We start from the raw sequence: 20804 nt of genomic DNA on the forward strand, positions 1-20804 counted from the left end.
GGTGAGCACCACCAGCCGAACCGCACGGACCACCGGTCCCGTCCCGAAGGAGTCCCGCATGCCCACCACTCGACGCGTCGCGATCGTCGGCGGCAACCGGATCCCCTTCGCCCGATCCGGCGGGCCGTACACGCAGGCGTCCAACCAGGACATGCTCACCGCAGCGCTGGACGGGCTGCTCGCCCGCTTCGGCCTGCAGGGCGAGCTCGTCGGCGAGTTCGTCGCGGGCGCCGTGCTCAAGCACAGCCGCGACTTCAACCTGGCCCGCGAATCCGTCCTCGGCTCCCGGCTCGACCCGCGCACCCCCGCGCACGACGTGCAGATGGCCTGCGCGACCGGTCTGGAGGCCGTCACCTCCGTCGCGAACAAGATCGCCCTCGGGCAGCTCGAATCCGGCATCGCGGGCGGCGTGGACAGCGCCAGCGACGCGCCCATCGCGCTCAACGACGACCTGCGCCGGGTGCTGCTCGCCGCGAACCACGCCAAGACCACCGGCGGCAAGGTCAAGGCGCTGACCGGGGTGCGGCCGCAGCACGTCAAGCCGGACATCCCGGAGAACTCCGAGCCGCGCACCGGCCTGTCCATGGGCGAGCACGCCGCCCGCACCGCGCTGGACTGGCAGATCGGGCGCGAGGAGCAGGACGAGCTCGCCGCCCGCAGCCACCAGCGGCTGGCCGCCGCCTACGACGACGGCTTCTTCGACGACCTGCTCACCCCGTTCCAGGGGCTCACCCGGGACCAGAACCTGCGCCCGGACAGCAGCGCCGAGAAGCTCGCCAAGCTCAAGCCGGTGTTCGGCAAGGGCGAGGGCGCCACCATGACCGCGGGCAACTCCACGCCGCTCAGCGACGGCGCCGCCGTGGTGCTGCTGGCCAGCGAGGAGTGGGCGGCCGCGCACAAGCTGCCCGTGCTGGCCTACCTCAGCGACATCGTGCCCGCGGGCGTGGACCACGTCAGCGGCGACGAGGGCCTGCTGATGGCGCCCGCGTACGCGGTGCCGAAGCTGCTGGAGCGCGGCGGGATCGGGCTCGGCGACTTCGACTTCTACGAGATCCACGAGGCGTTCGCCTCGCAGGTGCTGGCGACGCTGAAGGCCTGGCAGGACCCGGACTTCTGCAAGGACCGGCTGGGCCTGGACGCGCCGCTCGGCGAGATCGACCCGGCGAAGCTGAACGTGAACGGTTCCTCGCTGGCCGCCGGGCACCCGTTCGCGGCGACCGGCGGCCGCATCGTCGCCACCCTGGCGAAGCTGCTGGCCGGGCGCGGTTCCGGCCGCGGCCTGATCTCGGTCTGCGCCGCGGGCGGGCAGGGCGTCACCGCCATCGTCGAGCGCTGACCGGACGACGCGGAGGCCCCGGCCGGGGGGTGCCGGGGCCTCCGCACCCGGGCGGCCCGGCTAGCCCACCCGCCGGGACCGCTCCGGGTGCCAGGTCGCGACGAGGATCCCGGCGAGCAGCAGCTCGGCGACGTCCCCGGCGTAGTACATGAGCTCCGCGCCGCCCCGCACCTCCACCGCCGGGCCGTGCACGGCCGTCCAGCCGCCGTACATCAGCTGGGCGGTGACCGCGTGCACCGCGATGGCGCACCCGAGGTACACCAGCCGGGTCCGCACCCCCGGCCGGCCCGGCGCCGGGTCCGGACCCGCGATGACGTGCGCGAACAGGTACCCGGCGAGCAGGAAGTGCGCGAACAGCAGCCAGTGCCCGCCCGGGTGCTCGCCCACCTCGTGCAGCGGGGTCGCGTAGAGCACGACGAGACCGCCCGCGGACAGCAGCAGCGCGACCTCCGGCCGGTTCAGCACCCGGACCGGCCCGCTGCGCAGCAGCGCGGTCAACCGTCGCCCGACCGTCGGCGGCGCGGTGCGCAGCAGCAACGTCACCGGGGCGCCCAGCACCAGCCCGAGCGGCGCGTACATGCCGATCAGCAGGTGCTGCACCACGTGCCCGCGGAAGTCCCCGCCCGCGAAGCTCGCGACCGGCGGCAGCAGCGCCACCGCCACCAGCGCGAGCCCGGCGGCGAAGCAGGCGGTGCGCCACCGGCTCCACCCGCGCACCGGGTTGCGGCGCCGCGCCAGCCCGGCGAGGTGCAGGTACCCGGCGCCGACCAGCACCAGCGCGAGCACGGACGGCAGCACCCCGGACGCGTGCGCGTCGTGGCTCATCGGGAACCACCTCCGCCGAGGTCGACCGCCCGTCCGCCGCGTTGCAGCAGGTACCCCGCCACCACCAGCAACGCCCCCAGCGCGAGGAAGCCCAGGTCCCACCACAGCCGGTGCGGCCCGTCGCGCACGTGGTGGATGCCCAGCAGGTGGTGGTCGAGCACGCCCTCGACCAGGTTGAACACGCCCCAGCCGACCAGGACCCACCCCCACAGCACCCGCGACCCCCACACCCGTCGCCGCCGGCGGGTGACCCGCGAGTGCAGCAGCGCCAGCCCGACGAGCACGGCGAGCCAGCAGACGGTGTGGAACACCCCGTCCCACACCGTGTTCATCTCCAGCCCGGAGGTGGTGGCCGGGTCGTAGTACCGGATTCCGATGGCGTCGTCGTCCGTGCTGCTCAGCATGTGGTGCCACCGCAGCAGCTGGTGCAGCAGGATGCCGTCGACGAACCCGCCGAGGCCGATCCCGAGCACGATCCCCGGTGCCCGGAGCGGGGCGGGCCCGCTCCCCGCCGCGGCGTCGATCCCCATCTCGCCCCCCTGTCGCCGGTCCCTCCCGGCCGAGTTCCCCGGCCCGGGGGACGCCCAACCGCGCGTGGCGGCCGCGCGTCCGGGTAGCCGACCGGCATGGGCAAGAGCAGCGCGGACTACGAGCGCGACTACACGGACCCCCGGCTGCGGGAGCGGTTGAAGGACGAGTTGAAGGACTCCGACGACGGCGGCGCGCCGGGGCAGTGGTCGGCGCGCAAGAGCCAGCTCCTCGCGCAGCGGTACGAGCAGCACGGCGGCGGCTACCGGCACCCGCGGCGGCGCACCCGCGCCCAGCGGGACCTGCAGCGGTGGACCGAGGAGCGCTGGCAGACCGAATCGGGTTCGGCGCGGGCCCGGCACGACGGCACCACCGAGCGGTACCTGCCGGAGGCCGCGTGGGAGGAGCTGTCCCCGCGCGAGCGCCGCGAGACCCGCCGCGCCAAGCGGGAGGCCTCCCGCCGCGGCGCGCAGCACGCCGCGAACCCGCCCGCCGCCAAGTCGGCGCGCAGGTCCGCCGAGCTCGACGAGCTCCCCGCCCGGGAGGCCGCGCGGCGCGCCCGCGAACTGCCCCCGCGCGAGGCGGCGGCGGCCGCGCGGCACGAGCGCGAGCACAAGGCCCGCAAGACCGTGCTGCGCGAACTCGACCGGACCTGACCAGGAGGCGGCGATGACCGACACCGACCGGCAGCTGATCGACGAGTTCGAGGAGCTCGTCAACATGACCCCCGCGGAGCTGGAGCGGTGGCTGGCCACCGACGAGTCGAAGAGCGCCGGGCAGTCCGGTGACGGGGGCGAGACCAAGGGCCACGCGTCCGGGCGGCGCATCGTGTCGCTGCTGCGCGAGAAGCGCGCCGAGCTCACCGGCGACGACCTCGCGCACATGCGCGAGGTCCGCGGCTACGTCAAGCGGCACCTCGCCCAGCGGCCGTCCGGCGACCCGACCCGCACGACCTGGCGCTACTCGCTCATGAACTGGGGCCACGACCCGCTCAAGTGAGCGCCGTTTCACCCCGCGGGCCGCGGGTAGGGCGGAGGGGGCGCACGGAAGGGAGTCGGTCGTGACCACACCACCGCAGCAGCAGGCACCGCCCGGAGTCACCGGGGAGATGGACCCGCATCCCGACCACGGCGAGCGGAGCTACACCGGATCCGGCCGGTTGACCGGCAAGGCCACCGTGATCACCGGCGCCGACAGCGGCATCGGGCGGGCGGTGGCGATCGCCTTCGCCCGGGAGGGCGCCGACGTGCTGCTGTCCTACCTCGACGAGCGGTCGGACGCCGAAGCGACCGCGCGCCACGTCGAGGAGGCCGGGCGCACGGCGGTCCTGGTGCCCGGCGACCTCGCCGACCCGGCGCACTGCCGGGCCGTGGTGGACCGCGCCGTCGAGGCGTTCGGCCGGATCGACGTGCTGGTCAACAACGCGGCGTTCCAGATGACCCGCGACCGGCTGGAGGACGTCCCCGACCAGGAGTGGGACTACACGGTGGCGGTCAACCTCAGCGCGATGTTCCACCTGTGCAAGGCGGCGCTGCCGCACCTGGGGCCGGGCTCCTCGATCATCAACTCGACCTCGGTGAACTCGGACATGCCGCCGCCGACGTTGCTGGCCTACGACGCGACGAAGGCGGGCATCGCGAACTTCACCGCCGGGCTCGCCCGGTTGTACGGGCCGCGCGGGATCCGGGCGAACAGCGTCGCGCCGGGGCCGATCTGGACGCCGCTGATCCCGGCGACGATGCCCACCGAGCAGGTGGAGCACTTCGGGGAGGACGTGCCGCTGGGCAGGCCGGGGCAGCCGGCCGAGCTCGCCGGGACCTACGTGCTGCTGGCCTCCGACGAGGCCGCATACATCTCCGGCGCGCGCATCGCGGTCACCGGCGGGGTGCCGATCCTGTGACGCCGCGCTGGTACCCGCTGCGGTTGAGCACGCCCGTCGCCCGGCACGTCTTCGGCGGCCGGGCCATCGCCGACCGGCTGGGGAGGCGGGGCCTGCCCGCGGGCCGGATCGCCGAGACCTGGGAGGTCAGCGACGTGGACGGCCGCGGCGCGGAGGTCGTGGCCGGGCCGCTGGCGGGGCGGACGCTGCGGGAGCTCACCCGCGCGCACCCCGACGAGCTGGTGGGGCCGGGCTGGCGCGGCGACCGCTTCCCGCTGCTGACCAAGTTCATCGACGGGACGGGCATGCTGCCGGTCCACGTGCACGCCGACGACGAGACCGCCCGGCGGCTCGAAGGGGAGCCGAACGGCAAGACCGAGGCCTGGCACGTGCTGGACGCCGCGCCCGGCGCCACCGCCTTCATCGGCACCCGGGAGGGCGTGGACCGGGCGGAGCTGCGCTCGGCGCTGCTCGCCGAGGACTTCGGCTCGGTGCTGCGGGAACTGCCGCTGCGCCCCGGTGACACCGTCTACGTCCCGGGCAGGACACCGCACAGCTTCGGACCGGACGCGCTGATCCACGAGATCGAGCAGACCTCCGACATCCAGCAGCACGCCATGCCGTGGAACATGCAGGACGGCTCGCCGGTCGACCCGGAGCAGCGCCGCGCGAACGTGGAGCGGCTGCTCGACGAGTGGGACCCGGCCGCCCGGCCGCACCCGACGCCGGGCCTGCGGCTGCCGCCGAGCGGGGACGCCGACCGCGTCCTGTGCTGCGCCGGACCGCACTTCGCCCTGGAGCGGTGGCGGCTCGGCACGGGAACCGAGCGGGAGCTGCCCGCCGGCCGGGTCCTGCTGCTGAGCAACGCGGGCGGGGTGGCGCGGGTGCGCAGCGCGGGCGGCGACGACGAGCTCGAACCGGGCCGGACGCTGCTGCTGCCCGCGGCGCTGGAGCGGGCGTCGATCACCGGGCCCGCGGACGTGCTGCTCGGCTACCTGCCCGATCTCGACCGCGACGTCCGGCGGCCGCTGCTGGCCGCCGGGTACGGGCCGGAAGCGATCGCCGCGCTCCACGGGGGTTGAGCCGGCGGTCCGCCGATCGCCGAATTCCCGCGCCGGTGCGGAAACACCGCCGAGCTCACCGAACGCGCTGGTCAACGAGCCGCGAACCGGCCGTTCGCGGCATCCGCGGCACCCACAACGGCGTGACTTGAGTCACACCGAGGTCGGTGTGTAACAACGCCGGGGGTGCCGCCGATATGGATGGTGACCCCGCGGTGCTGTCGGACCCCCGACCTGGCAGCACCGCGGGGCTTTCCAATTCCGGGGTTTCGACACCCCGGCGCACCCCTCCTCCCGGCCGCTCCCGCGGCCGGAACCCGGCGCGATCCGCGTACCGGGATCAAGCTTCCGATCGCCCCCGCCATTCCCGCGCCGGGCGAACTTCCCGGCATGTGGACGCGGGAACAGGGCGCCCGGCCGGTGTTGTTGACTCCGCACGTGAGTACCGCGTCGCACCTCCGCACCCGCGTCCGCGCGCCCGAGCTGACCGGGCGGCAGTGGCTGAACACCGGCGGCCGGGAGGTTCTGCTCTCCGACCTGCGCGGCAAGATCGTGCTGCTGGACTTCTGGACGTTCTGCTGCATCAACTGCCTGCACGTCATCGACGAGCTCCGGCCGCTGGAGCAGGAGTTCGCCGACGAGCTGGTCACCGTCGGCGTGCACTCGCCGAAGTTCGAGCACGAAGCCGACCCGGACGCGCTGCTCGCCGCGGTCGAGCGCTACTCCGTGCACCACCCGGTCCTCGACGACCCCGAGCTGACGACCTGGCAGAACTACGCCGTCAAGGCGTGGCCGACGCTCGCCGTGGTCGACCCCGAGGGCTACCTGGTGCACGTCGCCGCGGGCGAGGGCCACGTGGACGCGCTGCGCAGCGTGCTGCGCGAACTGGTCGCCGAGCACGACGCGAAGGGCACCCTGCACCGCGGCGACGGCCCCTACGTGCCGCCGGAACCCGCCGCCACCGAGCTGCGCTTCCCCGCGAAGATCGCCGCCGGGCCGGGCACCGTGCTGGTCTCCGACTCCGCGAACCACTCGCTGGTCGAGTTCGCCCAGGACGGCGAGACGGTGCTGCGCCGCATCGGCAGCGGCGAGCGCGGCGCCCGCGACGGCGGGCCCGCCGAGGCCTCCTTCGCCGAGCCCGCCGGGATCGCGGTGCTGCCCGCGGCCGTCGCCGCCGAGGCCGGCTACGACCTGGTCGTCGCGGACACGGTGAACCACCTGCTGCGCGGCGTGCGGCTCGCCGACGGGCACGTCACGACCGTCGCGGGCACCGGCGAGCAGTGGCGCGACGGCGCGGACGGGGGCCCGGGGACGGACACCCCGCTGACCAGCCCGTGGGACGTCGCCTGGTGGGAACCGGCGGGCGGCGTCGTCATCGCGATGGCGGGCAACCACACGCTCGGGCTGTTCGACCCGCGCACCGGGCAGGTCCGGCGCTTCGCGGGCACCACCGTGGAGGGCCTGCGGGACGGGGACGCGGCCGAGGCGTTCTTCGCCCAGCCCTCCGGCCTCGCCGACGGCGGGGACCGGTTGTGGCTCGCCGACTCCGAGACCTCCGCGCTGCGCTGGATCGAAGCGGACGGCACCGGGTTCCGGGTGCGGACCGCGATCGGCACCGGGCTGTTCGACTTCGGCCACGCCGACGGCCCCGCGGAGAGCGCGCTGCTCCAGCACCCGCTGGGGGTGGCGGTGCTGCCGGACGGGTCGGTCGCCGTCTGCGACACCTACAACGGGGCCCTCCGACGTTACGATCCGGCATCGAACGAGGTCGCCACGCTCGCCACCCACCTCGCCGAACCGTCCGGCGCGGCCGTGGTCGACGGGGAGCTCGTGGTGGTGTCCTCCGCGGCGCACCGGCTGGAGCGGCCGGTGCCGCCCGGCGTCTCCGCGAAGCTCGTCGAAGGCGCATCGCAGCAGGTCACGCGGCCCGCCACCGAGATCGGCGACGGGGAGGTGCGGCTCGCCGTGGTGTTCACCCCGCCGCCGGGCAGCAAGCTCGACGACCGCTACGGGCCCTCCACCCGGCTGGAGATCACCGCGTCCCCGCCGGAACTCCTGGTCGAAGGCGGGGGCACCGGAACCGACCTGGAACGGCGGCTGGTGCTCGCCGACGGCATCGAGCACGGCGTGCTGCACGTCGTCGCGCAGGCCGCCAGCTGCACCGACGACCCCGCCGTCGAGCACCCCACCTGCAACCTGACCAGGCAGGACTGGGGAGTGCCGGTGCGGGTTGCGCCAGGTGGCCCACCGCGGCTGCCCCTGGTGATGGGCGGTATGGACGCCGGAGCGTGAGCGGCCCCCTGCGCGGCGGACCCGCCGGGGCGGGCACGTAAACTTTTCGGGTGACCGATGCCAAGCTCGAGATCCAGATGCTGCATGACCGGGTCATGGTGCGGGTCTCCGCGGAATCAGGCGAACGCCGCAGCAGCGGCGGCATCGTGATTCCGGCGACCGCCCAGGTGGCCAAGCGGCTGCTCTGGGGCGAGGTCTTCGGGGTGGGCAGCCACGTGCGGGCCGTGAAGGTCGGCGACCAGGTGCTGTTCAACCCCGAGGAGCAGTTCGAGGTCGAAGTGCAGGGCCAGCCCTACCTGGTGATGCGGGAGCGCGACCTGCACGCCGTGGCCAGCGAGCAGATCGAACAGGGCACCGGCCTGTACCTGTGAGCCACTGATCCACCGCGAGCCGCGACCGGCACCCCTCCCAGGTGCCGCCGCTGTCGGGGTGAGGCGGGCACGGCGTCCTTGACGGACCGCCCCGGCGCCTGTTCGCTGATGTACCCCACCGCACGACCAGACCGATGAAGGGGAAGCGGTGCCGGAAAACTACGACGTCTCATCCGGGGACGATCCGAACCGGAAACCGGCGGGCGACGACCCGGCCGGCCGGGCGGACCGGCCCGGCGCATCGGGCGGCTCCGCCGCGGACGCCACGCGGCCGAGCACCCCGGCCCCCACCGGCGTGCCGGAGGAATCGGCGGCGGAGCGGACCACGCAGATCTCCGCGGAGCAGCTCGCCGCGGCCGAATCCGCATCGACGGGATCGGCATCGGCCGGGTCCGCGTCGACCGGATCCGCGACGGCGCAGTCCGCGTCGGCGGGCTCGGCGGGCTCGGCTGCGGAGCAGGCACCGTCCGGAACCCCGGCGGAATCCGCCGACCCGGCCGAGCGCGGCACCCGCCCGCTCTCGCAGCAGTCCGGCGCCGACGACACGCAGCGCCTCGGGCAGGAACCGCCGGAGGACGACGCCGAGCGCACCCAGACCATCCCCGCGGTCCCCGCCGAGAGCGGCGGCACCTACGCCTCGCCCACGGACTTCCTCGGCGCCCCCGGTTTCCTCGGCTCGACCGAGTCGACCGCGGTGCACCCCGCGGTGAGCGGCCAGGAGCCGACGGTCCAGGCCTCGGGCGGTTCGTTCGCCGCCCCGCCGCCCACCCAGCAGATCTCGTACCCCGAGGTCGATTCCGAGCGCACCCAGAACATCCCGAAGGTCCCCGCCGACGCGAACTCGCCGTCGGCGGCCGGGTTCGCCGGCGGCATCGGCGGCGGCTTCGCCGAGGACCCGCCGGAGCAGAGCGGCCCCAAGGACCGCCGCAAGCTGATCCGCGGCGGCATCGCGGCCGGGATCGCCGCCGGCGTCCTGCTGCTGCTCTACGTGGGCGACCTGACGTTCAGCAGCGGCACCGTGCCGCGCGGCACCACGGTCGCCGACGTGCAGGTCGGCGGGCTCAGCCCGGCCGCGGCGGAGCGCAAGCTGCGCGAGGAGCTCGGCCCGAACCTGCAGCAGCCGGTGAAGCTGCAGGCCGGGGACTCCACCGCCACCATCTCCCCGGAGCAGTCCGGGCTCACGATGGACTGGCCGGCCACCATCGAGCAGGCCGGTTCGCAGCCGCTGAACCCGTTCACCCGGATCGCCTCGCTGTTCACCAACCGCGAGATCTCCCCGGTCAGCCACGGCGACGAGCAGCAGGTCGTGGCCGCGCTGGAGCAGGTGAAGCCGCGCCTGGAGCGACCGGCCTCCGAGGGCACCATCAAGTTCGAGGGCGCCACCCCGGTCGCGGTCGAACCCGTCACCGGCCGTTCGGTGGACGTGCAGGTGGCCGCCGACCAGGTCATGGCGGACTGGGCGAAGGGCGGCGCCGTCCAGGTCCCGTTCACCGAGCAGGCGGTGAGCACCACCTCCGACGGCGTGCACCAGGCGCTGCGGAACGTGGCCCAGCCCGCGGTGTCCGGTCCGATCGCGATCAAGGGCGAGGGCCACGACGCCGCGCTCGCCCCGGAGACCGTGGCCGCCGCGCTGCGCTTCGAACCGGACGGCAAGGGCGGGCTCCGCTCGCACCTCGACCTGCCGACGGTGATCGGCGGGGTCGAGCCGCAGCTGCTCGACACGATGAAGCCGGCGAAGGACGCCGAGGTGGTCCTCGAAGGCGGCCGTCCCGTGGTGCGCCCCTCCTTGGAGGGCCGCGGGGTCAACTGGGAGAAGAGCTTCGAGAAGCTCCTGGACGTGGCCCGCAAGAAGCAGGACCGCACGGTGCAGGCCGTCTACGAGCAGCAGCCGCCCGCGTTCAGCACCGACCAGGCCAACGGCCTCGGCATCAGGGAAGTCATCAGCGAGTTCCAGACCGGCGGCTTCGAAGCGGCGTCCGGGGTGAACATCCGGCGCACCGCCGAGCAGGTCAACGGCGCGGTGATCAAGCCGGGCGAGACGTTCAGCCTCAACGGCCACACCGGCCCGCGCGGCACCGCGCAGGGCTACGTGGAGTCCGGGATCATCGAGGACGGCCGCCCGGCGAAGGCGGTCGGCGGCGGCATCTCGCAGTTCGCGACCACCCTGTTCAACGCCTCGTACTTCGCGGGCGTGCAGGACGTGGAGCACAAGGAGCACAGCTACTACATCAGCCGCTACCCGGCGGGCCGCGAGGCCACGGTGTTCCAGAACCCGGACGGCAGCAGCGTCATCGACGTGAAGTTCAAGAACACGCTCGCCAGCGGAATCATGATCACCACGGAGTGGACGCCGTCGTCGATCACGGTGAAGTTCTGGGGCACCAAGCAGTACGACGTGGGTTCCGAGACCGGTCCGCGCACCAACGAGAAGCCCCCGCACGAGAAGGTCGTGCCGCCGGGCGAGCCGTGCAGCCCCAGCAAGGGCAACGGCGGCTTCACCGTCACCGACACCCGCACGTTGACCGACGTGAAGACCGGGAAGGTCAAGAAGGAGAAGCCGACCAAGACGGTCTACAACCCGCAGCCGATCATCCACTGCGGCGCGCCACCGGCGCCCTGACCCGCACCGCCGACGAGGCCCTTCCCGGTTCCGGGAGGGGCCTCGTCCGCGTTCCGAGGCATCGGCCGCGCCGCACCCGGGCACCCGGTGGGGGACGACGAACCCGACCGAGGGAGCCAGCGATGCGAGCCACCGTGATCCGCGGAGCCGGCGACGTGCGAGTGGAGGAGGTGCCGGACGCGGCCCTGCGGGAACCGGCGGACGCGGTCGTGCGGGTGGTGCTGACCTGCGTGTGCGGTAGCGACCTGTGGCCGTACAAGAGCATGGAGCGCGACGAGGCCGGGCAGCGGATCGGCCACGAGTTCCTGGGCGTGGTCGAGGAGGCCGGGTCCGCGGTGCGGTCGGTGCGGCCGGGTGACCTGGTGGTCTCGCCGTTCACCTTCTCCGACGGCACCTGCCGGTTCTGCCGGGAGGGGTTGCAGACGTCCTGCCCGTCCGGCGGGGTGTACGGCTCGCCCGGCGAGGACGGCGCGCAGGGCGAGGCGGTGCGGGTGCCGCACGCGGACGGGACGCTGGTGCGGTTGCCGGTGGAGCAGGACGATCCGCTGCTGCCCTCGCTGCTCACCTTGGCCGACGTGTTCCCGACCGGGCACCACGCCGCGGTGTCCGCCGAGGTGCGGCGGGGCGGTTCGGTGGCCGTGGTCGGTGACGGCGCCGTCGGCCTGTGCGGGGTGCTGGCCGCCGCCCGGCTCGGCGCCGAACGCCTGATCATCATGGGCAGGCACCCGGACCGCACCGAGCTGGCCCGCGAGTTCGGGGCGACGGACGTGGTGGCGGAGCGCGGCGACGCCGGGGTGCGGCGCGTGCGGGAGCTGACCGGCGGCGAGGGCGTGCGCTCGGTGCTGGAGTGCGTGGGCACCGCCGAGTCGATGGCGACCGCGACCCGCCTGGTCCGCGACGGCGGCGCGATCGGCTACGTCGGCGTCCCGCAGGAGGGCGGCGGCGTGGACCTGCGGGAGCTGTTCATGCGCAACGTGCGGATCGGCGGCGGCGTCTGCCCGGCGCGGGCCTACGTCGAGGAGCTGATGCCGGACGTGCTCTCCGGCGCGGTCCGGCCGGGCCGGGTGTTCGACCACGTCACCGACCTGGACGGGGTGCCGGACGCGTACCGGGCGATGGCCGACCGGAAGGCGCTCAAGGCGCTGGTCCGGGTCTGACCGGGGTCCCGCCCGGCCGGGCGGGGCCTGACCGCGAGAACGGGCGTGGGCGCCCCGCCACCGAGGGGGACGCCCACGCCGGTCTCGCGTCGGATCAGAACGCCGACTCGTCCAGCTCCATGATGGAGTTGTCCGCGTTCTCCACGATCTTGCGGCGGCCGGTCAGCTCCGGCAGCACGTTCTTCGCGAAGAACCGGGCCACCGCGACCTTGCCCTGGTAGAAGGGCTGGTCCTTCGCCGAGGCGCCCGCGTCCAGCGCCGCCAGCGCGATCTCGGCCTGGCGCAGCAGCAGCCAGCCGATGAGCAGGTCGCCCATGCTCATCAGCACGGTCACGGCGTGCTGGCCGACCTTGTAGATGTTGGTCACGTCCTCCTGTGCGGAGGTCAGGAAGCCGAAGACGGCGCCGAGGGTGCCCTGCGCGTCGTCCAGCGCCTTCGCGAGCAGCGCCCGCTCCTCCTTGAGCCGGTCGTCCGCGCCCTCGGCCTCCAGCGACTTCTGCACCTCGGCGGCGAGGTGGCCCAGCGCGGCGCCGTTGTTGCGGACGATCTTGCGGAAGAAGAAGTCCTGCGCCTGGATCGCCGTGGTGCCCTCGTACAGGCTGTCGATCTTGGCGTCCCGGATGTACTGCTCGATCGGGTAGTCCTGCAGGTAGCCGGAGCCGCCGAGGGTCTGCAGCGACAGCGTCAGGTTCTCGTACGCCCGCTCCGAGCCGACGCCCTTCACGATAGGCAGCAGCAGGTCGTTGACCTGCTCGGCCAGCGACACGTCCGCGCCGCTCGCCTTGCCCTGCGCGATCTGGTCCTGGTACGTCGCGGTGTAGAGGTACACCGCGCGCAGGCCCTCCGCGTACGCCTTCTGCAGCAGCAGGATGCGACGCACGTCGGGGTGGTTCGTGATCGCCACGCGCGGGGCGGTCTTGTCGGTGGCCTTGGTGAGGTCGGCGCCCTGCACGCGCTCCTTGGCGTACTCCAGCGCGTTGAGGTAGCCGGTGGACAGCGTGGCGATGGCCTTGGTGCCGACCATCATCCGGGCGTACTCGATGACCTGGAACATCTGCGCGATGCCGTCGTGCACCTCACCGAGCAGCCAGCCCTGCGCGGGCGTGCCGTGCTGGCCGAAGGTCAGCTCGCAGGTGGCGGAGGCGTTCAGGCCCATCTTGTGCTCGACGTTGGTGACGAAGGCGCCGTTGCGCTCACCCGGCTCGCCGGTGGTGCCGTCGAAGTGGAACTTGGGCACCAGGAACAGGCTCAGGCCCTTGGTGCCGGGCTTGCTCTCCACGCCGTCGCCCTCGGGGCGGGCCAGCACCAGGTGCATGATGTTCTCGGTCATGTCCTGGTCGGCGGAGGTGATGAACCGCTTCACGCCGTCGAGGTGCCAGCTGCCGTCGGCCTGCTTGACGGCCTTGGTGCGCCCGGAGCCGACGTCGGAGCCCGCGTCCGGCTCGGTCAGCACCATGGTGGCGCCCCAGCCGCGCTGGATCATCAGGTCGGCCCAGGCGCGCTGCTCCTCGGTGCCGTTCTTGTGCACGATCCCGGCGAACTGCGGACCCGCCATGTACATGTACACGGCCGGGTTGGCGCCGAGGATCAGCTCGGAGGTGGCCCACTGCACGGTCGGCGGGATGCCGTAGCCGCCGAGCTCGTCGGAGAGCCCGAGCCGCCACCACTCGCCGTCCATGACCTGCTGGTAGGACTTCTTGAACGACTCCGGCAGCGTGACCGAGTGGGTCTTCGGGTCGAACTTCGCCGGGGTGCGGTCGCCGTCCGCGAACGACTCGGCGAGCGGCCCGGTGGCGAGCGCGTTGAGCTCGCTGAGCACACCGCGCACGGTGTCCTCGTCGGACTGCTCGAACGCCCCGGTGCCGAGCCGGTCCTGCACCTTGAAGAGCTCGAACAGGTTGAATTCGAGATCGCGGACGTTGCTCTTGTAGTGGCCCATTTCGCAGGCTCCCTCTCCGCACTGATGATCCGAGCCGGCCCCGCTCTCCGGACATGGCCTTACTCGTCGGTAACTCCAGAGTATTACCCCGCAGTAACTTCTGTCGAGCGGGTAGGCCGGAAACCACCGGGAAAGCCCTGTGACATGCGCCGAACCGGGCATCTCGCCCCCACCCGCGGCCGATCGCGCAACCCGGACGGCTTCACACGATCGCGTGGGAGCCCGAAACCCGACCTGCCCGGACCTCCACCTCGACATCCAATGGAGGGACCCACGCTCCGGGCGCCCCACGCGCGCCGCGCCCGGCGAGCCCGATTCGCGGAGGTCGGCATGGATCGAAGAACAGCCCCCTACGGCGTGGCGGCGGCCGCGCTCGTCGCGCTCCTCGCAGGCTGCTCCGGCGGCGGTGACGACCAGGGCCAGGGCGGCCAGGAGGGCGAGGTGCCACCGGCGCCGCCCGCGCAGCAGCAGGAGCAGACCCCGGCACCGCCGCCGAGCCCGGACCCGGCGGCCGCCAAGACGGCCCTGCAGCAGCAGATCGACCAGGCCCTCGCACAGAGCCCGATCACCTTCGAGGCCGACAGCGCGGACCTCACCGAGCAGGGCGAGCAGACCGCGAAGAAGGCCGCCGAACTGGCGAAGTCCGCGCCGCAGGAGCTGAAGTTCACCATCACCGGCTACGTCGCCGACACCGGCAACCCGTCGCCGAAGGACCAGGAGCTGTCCCAGCAGCGGGCGCAGGCCGTCGCGGACGCGTTCACCGAGGCCGGCGTCCCGAAGGAACGCCTCGAAGTCGTCGGCAAGGGCACCGCGGAAGGCGGTACCGAGCAGGACCGGCACGCGACGATCGCCGTCCAGTAGCGGCACCGATCAACCTGGGGACGGGAGGGAAGCCCGCGGGCTCCCTCCCGTTCTCGCGTCCGGGCCCGGCTCAGCCGCGCGGCGCGTACATGATCACGGCGACGCCGACCAGGCACAGGGCCGCGCCCGCCAGGTCCCAGCGGTCCGGCCGGAACCCGTCCAGCAGCACGCCCCACGCCAGCGAGCCCGCCACGAAGACCCCGCCGTACGCGGCGAGGATCCGGCCGAAGTTCGCGTCCGGCTGCAAGGTGGCGACGAACCCGTAGGCGCCCAGCGCGAGCACGCCGGCGCCCATCCACAGCAGGCCCTTGTGCTCGCGCACCCCCTGCCAGACCAGCCAGGCACCACCGATCTCGGCGACGGCGGCGAGGGCGAACAGCACGATCGAACGAAGCACGGTCACCCGAGCACGCTAATCCGGGGCGGGCGCCGGCCTGCGGACTCCCCGGCGGCGACCCGGTGCGCGGACCGCCGCCCGCAGCGGCCGCGGCCCGGCGACGTCAGGAGGGGCGGACGACCAGCTCGGTGAGGTGGGCGTCGCCGGTGGCGCGCACCGCGGTGCAGACCGGCCCGGCGACCGACTCCGGGGTCAGGAAGCGCTCCGGCCGGTACTCGCCGCCCTCGGCCGCGACCACGCCGCGCTGCATGTCCGTGTCGACCCGGCCCGGGAAGACCGAGGTCACCCGGACGCCGTTCGCGGCCTCCTCGGCGCGCAGCACGTCGGCGAACGCGCGCAGCGCGAACTTGCTCGCCGCGTAGGAGCCCCAGTTCGGCTTCGCGTTCAAGCCCGAACCCGAATTGATCAGCACCACGTGCCCGGAGGCCGCGCGCAGCTCGGGCAGCAGCAGCCGGGTGAGCTCGGTGACCGCGAACAGGTTCAGCTCGAAGGTCCGCCGCCACGAGTCGACCGACACGTCCGAGACCGCGCCGAGTTCCACCAGACCCGCGCTGTGCACCAGCACGTCCAGCCGGTCCACGTCCCGCACCGCCGCCGCCACCGCGTCCGGATCGGTCAGCTCCACCGGCCACGGGCGGGCACCGTCGATCTCCGCCGCCAGCTCCCGCAGCGCTTCGCCGTCCCGGCCGCCGAGCAGCACGTCGTGGGTCTCGGACAGGGCGCGGGCGGTGGCGGCCCCGATGCCGCGGGAAGCACCCGTGACCAGGGCGATCGGACGTTCAGACATGGCCTGAATCGTATCCGTCGCACGTGCGCGCACGGTGCGCCGGGCGCCCCACCGGGCCGGATGGCCTCCGCCCGCGGTCGGGCGGGTGCTCCGGGGCCTTCCGGTGGACCGGCGCCGCGCGGGGCGTTGGTGCACCCGCGGAGCGCGACGCCCGCGTTCGGGTGCTCCGGGGTCGCCTCGGGACGTGCGCGCCGGGATCCTTCCGCGCCTGGTGATCGGGCGTTCCCCGGTCACCGGCGAGCGCAACGAGGGCCTCCCGTGTTCGGAAGGCCCCCGCGCTCGCAGGTGAGATCAGCGCCGGCCGATCTCACCACCGTCCTCCCGCCACACCACGGCCACCGAGGGCCGCGGCTGCGAGTCGCCGCCGTCCGGCCAGTGCGACGTGGGGTGCTGGGCGTCCTCGGCGTCCTCGCCCGGGTGCTGCACGTTGACCGTGACCAGGTCGTCGAGGACCACCGGACCGCAGGTCTCCGCGCCCACCGGCACGGTCAGGAACTGCTTCACCTTGCCGCGCTCCGGTCCGTCCACCGGCACCGCGAACAGCCCGTCGTTCGAGCCGAGCTCGTTGCCGTCGGTGGTGATCCACAGGTTTCCGAACCGGTCGAAGGTGACGTTGTCCGGGCAGGAGATCGGGCTGACCTGGGACTTGTCGAAGCCGCCGAAGTAGGTGCCCGGGTCGTTCGGGTCGCCGCACACCAGCAGCAGGTTCCAGCGGAACCGGGTGCCCGCGGTGTCGTCGGCGAACTCCAGGACGTGCCCGTGCTTGTTGCCGACCCGGGGGTTGGCCTCGTCGACCGGGGCGTTGTCCGCGGAGCCGCGGTTGCTGTTGTTCGTCAGCGCGCAGTAGACGCGGCCGTTGACCGGGTTCGGCTCGATGTCCTCGGGCCGGTCCATCTTCGTCGCGCCGAGCGCGTCGGCGGCGAGCCGGGTGAACACGTAGACCTCTTCGGCGCTGAAGCCGGGCACGAAGGACTCGTTCCCGCTGACCAGCTTCAACCACTCGCCGGTGCCGTCGAAGTGCCCGTCGGCGGGCAGCGCGCCCGAACCGTCGATCTCCTCGGCGGGGCTGTTGCCGTGGAAGCGGGCCACGTAGAGGGTGCCGTCGTCGAGCAGCGCCGAGTTGTGCCGCCGCGCGTGCGCGCTGCGGCCCGGCTTGTACCGGCCGTTTGAGACGAACTTGTAGATGTACTCGAAGCGCTCGTCGTCACCGGAGTAGGCGACCACCCGGCCGTCGTCGGCGATCTGGATGGTGGCGCCCTCGTGCTTGAACCGGCCCAGCGCGGTGTGCTTGACCGGGGTGGACGTCGGATCGTTCGGGTCGATCTCGACGACCCAGCCGAAGCGGTTCGGCTCGTTCGGCTCCTGCGAGACATCCCAGCGGCGGTCGAAGCGCTCCCACTTGCGGTCGGTCTCGCCGGTGCCGATGACGTAGCGCCGGTAGCGCTCGGCCGCGACCGGCTCGGTGATCAGCTCGGAGTGCCCGAAGTACTGGTGGAAGTTCTCCTCGCCGGACAGGATCGTGCCCCACGGGGTGACGCCGCCCGCGCAGTTGTTCTGGGTGCCGAACACGCGGGTGCCGGTCGGGTCGGCGGAGGTCTTGAGGAAGTCGCTGCCCGCGGCGGGTCCGCGCACCTCGAACTCGGTGTTCAGCGTGATGCGCCGGTTGCGTTCGCCGCGCCGCGCGACGAGGCCCTTGCCGCGTTCCTTCGCGACCTCCACGACGGACAGGCCGTGCGCGGCCCAGGCGATGCGGACCTGCTCCTCGGTGGGGTCGTCCTCGTCGTAGTCCGGGAACATGTGCGACTCGGTGGTGTACTCGTGGTTGACCACGAGCAGCCCGCGCCTGCCTGCCGCGTCGAGCGGGACGAACCCGGCGAAGTCGTTGTTGTAGCCGAACTGCTTCTCCTGCGCCGCCGCCGACTGGTGGTGGAAGTCGAACTCGGGGGCGCCGTCGACGAGCGGGTCGCCCCAGCGGATCACGATGCCCTGCGCGTAGCCCTCGGGGACGGTGAGCCGGTCCTCCTGGTTCGGCGCGACCGGCGCGAAGTCGGTGCCCGGCACGGGACGACCGGCGGGACGCGGGGCGGTGGCCGCGGCGGCGGTGCCGGACAGGGCGGCGGCCCCGCCGACCGCCAGCGCCAGCACACCCCCCGCCTTCAGCGCGCCGCGGCGGCTCAGGACGCTCGCGACGACGTCGCCGAAGTAGCCGTTGCCGGAGGTGTTCGGCGCCTCGTGCGCGCAGGCGTTGCCGCAGCGGTACTTGCAGGTGGCCGATGCCCGGCGGGCGGAGTGGTTCGACAGCAGTGGCAGCGGGACGACCCGCCCGCCGTCCGGTCGGGTGGACACACGGACCTCCAGGTGTCAGTCAGGAACACCTGGACGCTATGCCGATCAGGCGAGGTCCCCTGGACGTGCAGGTGAACAGCACCCGAACTCATGACGCTCGGTCGTCGGACACGTCGGCCGACCCCTCTATCGCGTCGCCGGACCGCAACGTCCCCTCACCCTCCGCGAGCAGCACCCGGGCGGACGCGAACGGACCGCCGGACGGGCGGTCCGTTCGTCCGGTGCCGGGACGGGTCAGAACTCCTCGCCGACGGCGGCGGCCTCCACCGGCACGCGGTGCGGATCCCGGCGCTTGCGCAGGTCCACCAGCAGCAGGCCCGCCGAGACCACGCACAGCGCCGCGGCCACCGCGAACGGGGCGTGCGCCGAGCCGAACCAGTCCGCGACGTGCCCGACCAGCGTCGCCGCGACCGCGCCGCCGAACCAGCGGCAGAAGTTGTACCCGGCGCTGGCCACCGAGCGCGGCGCGTCGCTGATGCTCATCGCGGTCCCGGTGAACAGCGTGTTCAGCAGGCCGGAGGCGATACCGCTGAGGATCACCGCCACCACCACGACCGGTTTCGACCCGACCGCCATCACCAGCAGCAGCACCGCGTACAGCAGCACCGCGAGCACGGTCCCGCCGGCGTCGCCGAACCGGGCGGCGAGCTTCGGCGCGAGGGTCACGCCCGCCACCGCCACGCACAGGCCCCAGCCGAAGAACACCAGGCCGACCGCGATCGCCCCGAACTCCAGCACGAACGGCGCCCACGCGAGCACCACGAAGAACGCGGCCGTGTAGAAGGCGGAGCCGAGCGCGGTGCGCAGCAGCCCGCCGTGCCCGAGGGCGCGCAGCGGGTCGAGCAGCCGCACCTTCGGCCGCTTCGCCGGGTCCGCGTCGTCGGCGGGCAGGAACCCGGCCGAGAGCACCAGCGCGATCGCCATCAGCACCGCGGTCCCCGCGAACGGCCCCCGCCAGGAGATGTTGCCCAGCAGCGCGCCGAGCAGCGGGCCGGTGGACAGGCCGATGCCGAGCGCCGCCTCGTACAGCAGGATCGCGGCCTGCTGGCCACCGCTGGCCGCGCCGACGATCACCGACAGCGCGGTGGCGATGAAGAACGCGTTGCCCAGGCCCCACACCGCGCGCAGCGCCACCAGCTGCCCGATGGATCCGGCGACCGCGCAGGCCAGCGTGGCCAGCACGATCAGCACGAGGCCGGTGACGACGGTCCGCTTGGGCCCGAAGCGGGCGCTGAACGCGCCGGTGACGAGCATCGCCACCACCTGGACTCCCAGGTAGGACGAGAACAGCAGCGTCACCTGCTCGGGTCCGGCGTGCAGGGCTTGTGCGATGGACAGCAAGATCGGGTCCACCAGTCCGATGCCCATGAAGGCGATGACCGCGGCGAACGCGGTGATCCACACCGCTTTCGGCTGGCCCTTGAAGACGTCCAGCAACCGGACGTCGTGCGTGCCGCTCATCGGCCGCCACTCCTCAGCGTCTCGGGGTGAGCCGTTCCGCGTCTCGCGTGCCGCCCACCGGGTAGTTCGTTCGCAATGCTAACTTTCTGGTGGTTCTCCGGCCAGTCCGCATGAGCAGGCACACAGCCCCGCCGGCTCCATCCGCAGCAGCGCACCGCCGCGACCGGAGCAGCCCGCCCGGAACCGCCGCACCCGCGGCACCGAGCAGGACGAGCCCGCCCCCGGGCTCCTACGATCGGCGGCGTGACTCCCGCAGCCGTGCTCTTCGACCTCGACGGCGTCCTCGTCGACTCCGAACAACTCTGGGACCGCATCCGCCGCGACGTCGTCGCCGCCCACGGCGGCCGGTGGACCGACGACGCGACCCGGGCCATGCAGGGCATGAGCACCCCCGAATGGGCCCGCTACCTCGTCGACGACCTCGGCGCGCAGCTCACCGCCGACGACGCGGCCGAACGGGTCATCGCCGAGATGGCCCGCGTCTACGCCGCGGACGCGCCCGTGCTGCCCGGCGCCGCCGACACCCTGCGGCGCGTCGCCGAGCGGTTCCCCACCGCCATCGCCAGCTCCGCGCCGCCGCGGATCATCCAGGCGTTCCTGGACAGCACCGGCCTCACCGTCGGCGCCACCCTCTCCAGCGAGCAGGTCGGCGCGGGCAAACCGGCGCCCGACGTGTACCTGGAGGCCGCGCGGCTGCTCGGCACCTCCGCCGCCGACTGCGCCGCCGTCGAGGACTCCAGCAACGGGCTGCGCGCCGCCACCGCCTCCGGCGCCACCGTGTTCGCGGTGCCCAACGCCCACTTCCCGCCCGCCGAGGACGCCCTCGCCGAAGCGCACCGCGTGCTCGGCGACATCACCGAACTCCCCGCCGCCCTCGACGAACTCGGCTGACCGCCGGCCGAGCGCCCGCGGCCGAACGGAGCAACTCCGCCCCGATCTGTTGA

18 protein-coding genes are annotated in these 20804 nt (G+C 73.4%); 11 read left to right on the forward strand and 7 right to left on the reverse strand.

Annotated elements, in window-relative coordinates; genetic code table 11:
- Positions 1-58: 58 nt before the first annotated feature.
- Complete coding sequence (locus H1226_RS27640) at positions 59-1336, forward strand: acetyl-CoA C-acetyltransferase (protein ID WP_224960518.1); 1278 nt, start codon at positions 59-61, stop codon at positions 1334-1336.
- 60 nt (positions 1337-1396) lie between these two features.
- Here the strand turns inward: H1226_RS27640 and H1226_RS27645 are convergent, their stop codons facing one another.
- The gene (locus H1226_RS27645; protein WP_258344380.1) at positions 1397-2161 is read right to left on the reverse strand and encodes a cytochrome c oxidase assembly protein; all 765 of its coding nucleotides are present in this window, start codon (positions 2159-2161) and stop codon (positions 1397-1399) included.
- The gene (locus tag H1226_RS27650) at positions 2158-2691 is read right to left on the reverse strand and encodes a DUF2243 domain-containing protein (protein ID WP_258344381.1); all 534 of its coding nucleotides are present in this window, start codon (positions 2689-2691) and stop codon (positions 2158-2160) included. Before H1226_RS27650 ends, H1226_RS27645 begins: the two co-directional genes overlap by 4 nt.
- Positions 2692-2787: 96 nt before the next feature.
- Here H1226_RS27650 and H1226_RS27655 point away from each other — a divergent pair, with 96 nt between their 5' ends.
- The 8 genes from H1226_RS27655 to H1226_RS27690 all read left to right on the forward strand — a co-directional run bounded on the left by H1226_RS27655 (position 2788) and on the right by H1226_RS27690 (position 12069).
- Complete coding sequence (locus tag H1226_RS27655) at positions 2788-3345, forward strand: hypothetical protein (RefSeq protein ID WP_258344383.1); 558 nt, start codon at positions 2788-2790, stop codon at positions 3343-3345.
- A 13-nt stretch (positions 3346-3358) separates the two neighbouring features.
- Entirely contained in the window at positions 3359-3688 is a 330-nt protein-coding gene (locus H1226_RS27660) for a DUF3140 domain-containing protein (protein ID WP_258344385.1), read from the forward strand.
- Between the two features lie 109 nt (positions 3689-3797).
- Positions 3798-4589 carry an SDR family oxidoreductase gene (locus tag H1226_RS27665; RefSeq protein ID WP_224960544.1) on the forward strand — a complete coding sequence of 264 codons (792 nt, stop codon included), beginning with the start codon at positions 3798-3800 and terminating at the stop codon, positions 4587-4589.
- Entirely contained in the window at positions 4586-5650 is a 1065-nt protein-coding gene (locus H1226_RS27670; protein ID WP_258344387.1) for a class I mannose-6-phosphate isomerase, read from the forward strand. Before H1226_RS27665 ends, H1226_RS27670 begins: the two co-directional genes overlap by 4 nt.
- Positions 5651-6019: 369 nt before the next feature.
- Positions 6020-7921 (forward strand): NHL domain-containing thioredoxin family protein, encoded by a 1902-nt coding sequence (locus H1226_RS27675; RefSeq protein WP_258344389.1) that lies wholly within the window; start codon positions 6020-6022, stop codon positions 7919-7921.
- Positions 7922-7971: 50 nt separating this feature from the next.
- Positions 7972-8292 (forward strand): GroES family chaperonin, encoded by a 321-nt coding sequence (locus H1226_RS27680; RefSeq protein WP_224960526.1) that lies wholly within the window; start codon positions 7972-7974, stop codon positions 8290-8292.
- A 148-nt stretch (positions 8293-8440) separates the two neighbouring features.
- On the forward strand, positions 8441-10912 hold the full coding sequence (locus H1226_RS27685) for a VanW family protein (protein WP_258344391.1): 2472 nt from the start codon (positions 8441-8443) through the stop codon (positions 10910-10912).
- Between the two features lie 122 nt (positions 10913-11034).
- Positions 11035-12069, forward strand: a complete 1035-nt coding sequence (locus tag H1226_RS27690) for a zinc-dependent alcohol dehydrogenase family protein (RefSeq protein WP_258344392.1) — start codon at positions 11035-11037, stop codon at positions 12067-12069.
- Between the two features lie 94 nt (positions 12070-12163).
- On the opposite strand, the gene H1226_RS27695 is transcribed toward H1226_RS27690, so the two are convergent.
- Positions 12164-14008, reverse strand: a complete 1845-nt coding sequence (locus H1226_RS27695) for an acyl-CoA dehydrogenase (RefSeq protein ID WP_258344395.1) — start codon at positions 14006-14008, stop codon at positions 12164-12166.
- A gap of 330 nt (positions 14009-14338) precedes the next feature.
- Between H1226_RS27695 and H1226_RS27700 the strand changes: the two genes are divergently transcribed.
- The gene (locus H1226_RS27700) at positions 14339-14869 is read left to right on the forward strand and encodes an OmpA family protein (protein ID WP_224960534.1); all 531 of its coding nucleotides are present in this window, start codon (positions 14339-14341) and stop codon (positions 14867-14869) included.
- 70 nt (positions 14870-14939) lie between these two features.
- Here the strand turns inward: H1226_RS27700 and H1226_RS27705 are convergent, their stop codons facing one another.
- The 4 genes from H1226_RS27705 to H1226_RS27720 all read right to left on the reverse strand — a co-directional run bounded on the left by H1226_RS27705 (position 14940) and on the right by H1226_RS27720 (position 19860).
- On the reverse strand, positions 14940-15272 hold the full coding sequence (locus H1226_RS27705; RefSeq protein ID WP_224960536.1) for a YnfA family protein: 333 nt from the start codon (positions 15270-15272) through the stop codon (positions 14940-14942).
- Positions 15273-15369: 97 nt separating this feature from the next.
- On the reverse strand, positions 15370-16053 hold the full coding sequence (locus H1226_RS27710) for an SDR family oxidoreductase (protein ID WP_258344398.1): 684 nt from the start codon (positions 16051-16053) through the stop codon (positions 15370-15372).
- A 291-nt stretch (positions 16054-16344) separates the two neighbouring features.
- Positions 16345-18399 carry a PhoX family protein gene (locus tag H1226_RS27715; protein WP_258344400.1) on the reverse strand — a complete coding sequence of 685 codons (2055 nt, stop codon included), beginning with the start codon at positions 18397-18399 and terminating at the stop codon, positions 16345-16347.
- Between the two features lie 234 nt (positions 18400-18633).
- Positions 18634-19860 carry an MFS transporter gene (locus tag H1226_RS27720; protein ID WP_258344406.1) on the reverse strand — a complete coding sequence of 409 codons (1227 nt, stop codon included), beginning with the start codon at positions 19858-19860 and terminating at the stop codon, positions 18634-18636.
- Positions 19861-20103: 243 nt separating this feature from the next.
- Here H1226_RS27720 and H1226_RS27725 point away from each other — a divergent pair, with 243 nt between their 5' ends.
- Positions 20104-20751, forward strand: a complete 648-nt coding sequence (locus H1226_RS27725; protein WP_258344407.1) for an HAD family hydrolase — start codon at positions 20104-20106, stop codon at positions 20749-20751.
- Positions 20752-20804 lie beyond the last annotated feature (53 nt).

Origin of the sequence: Saccharopolyspora gregorii (assembly GCF_024734405.1) — a bacterium.
GTDB lineage: Bacteria > Actinomycetota > Actinomycetes > Mycobacteriales > Pseudonocardiaceae > Saccharopolyspora_C > Saccharopolyspora_C gregorii.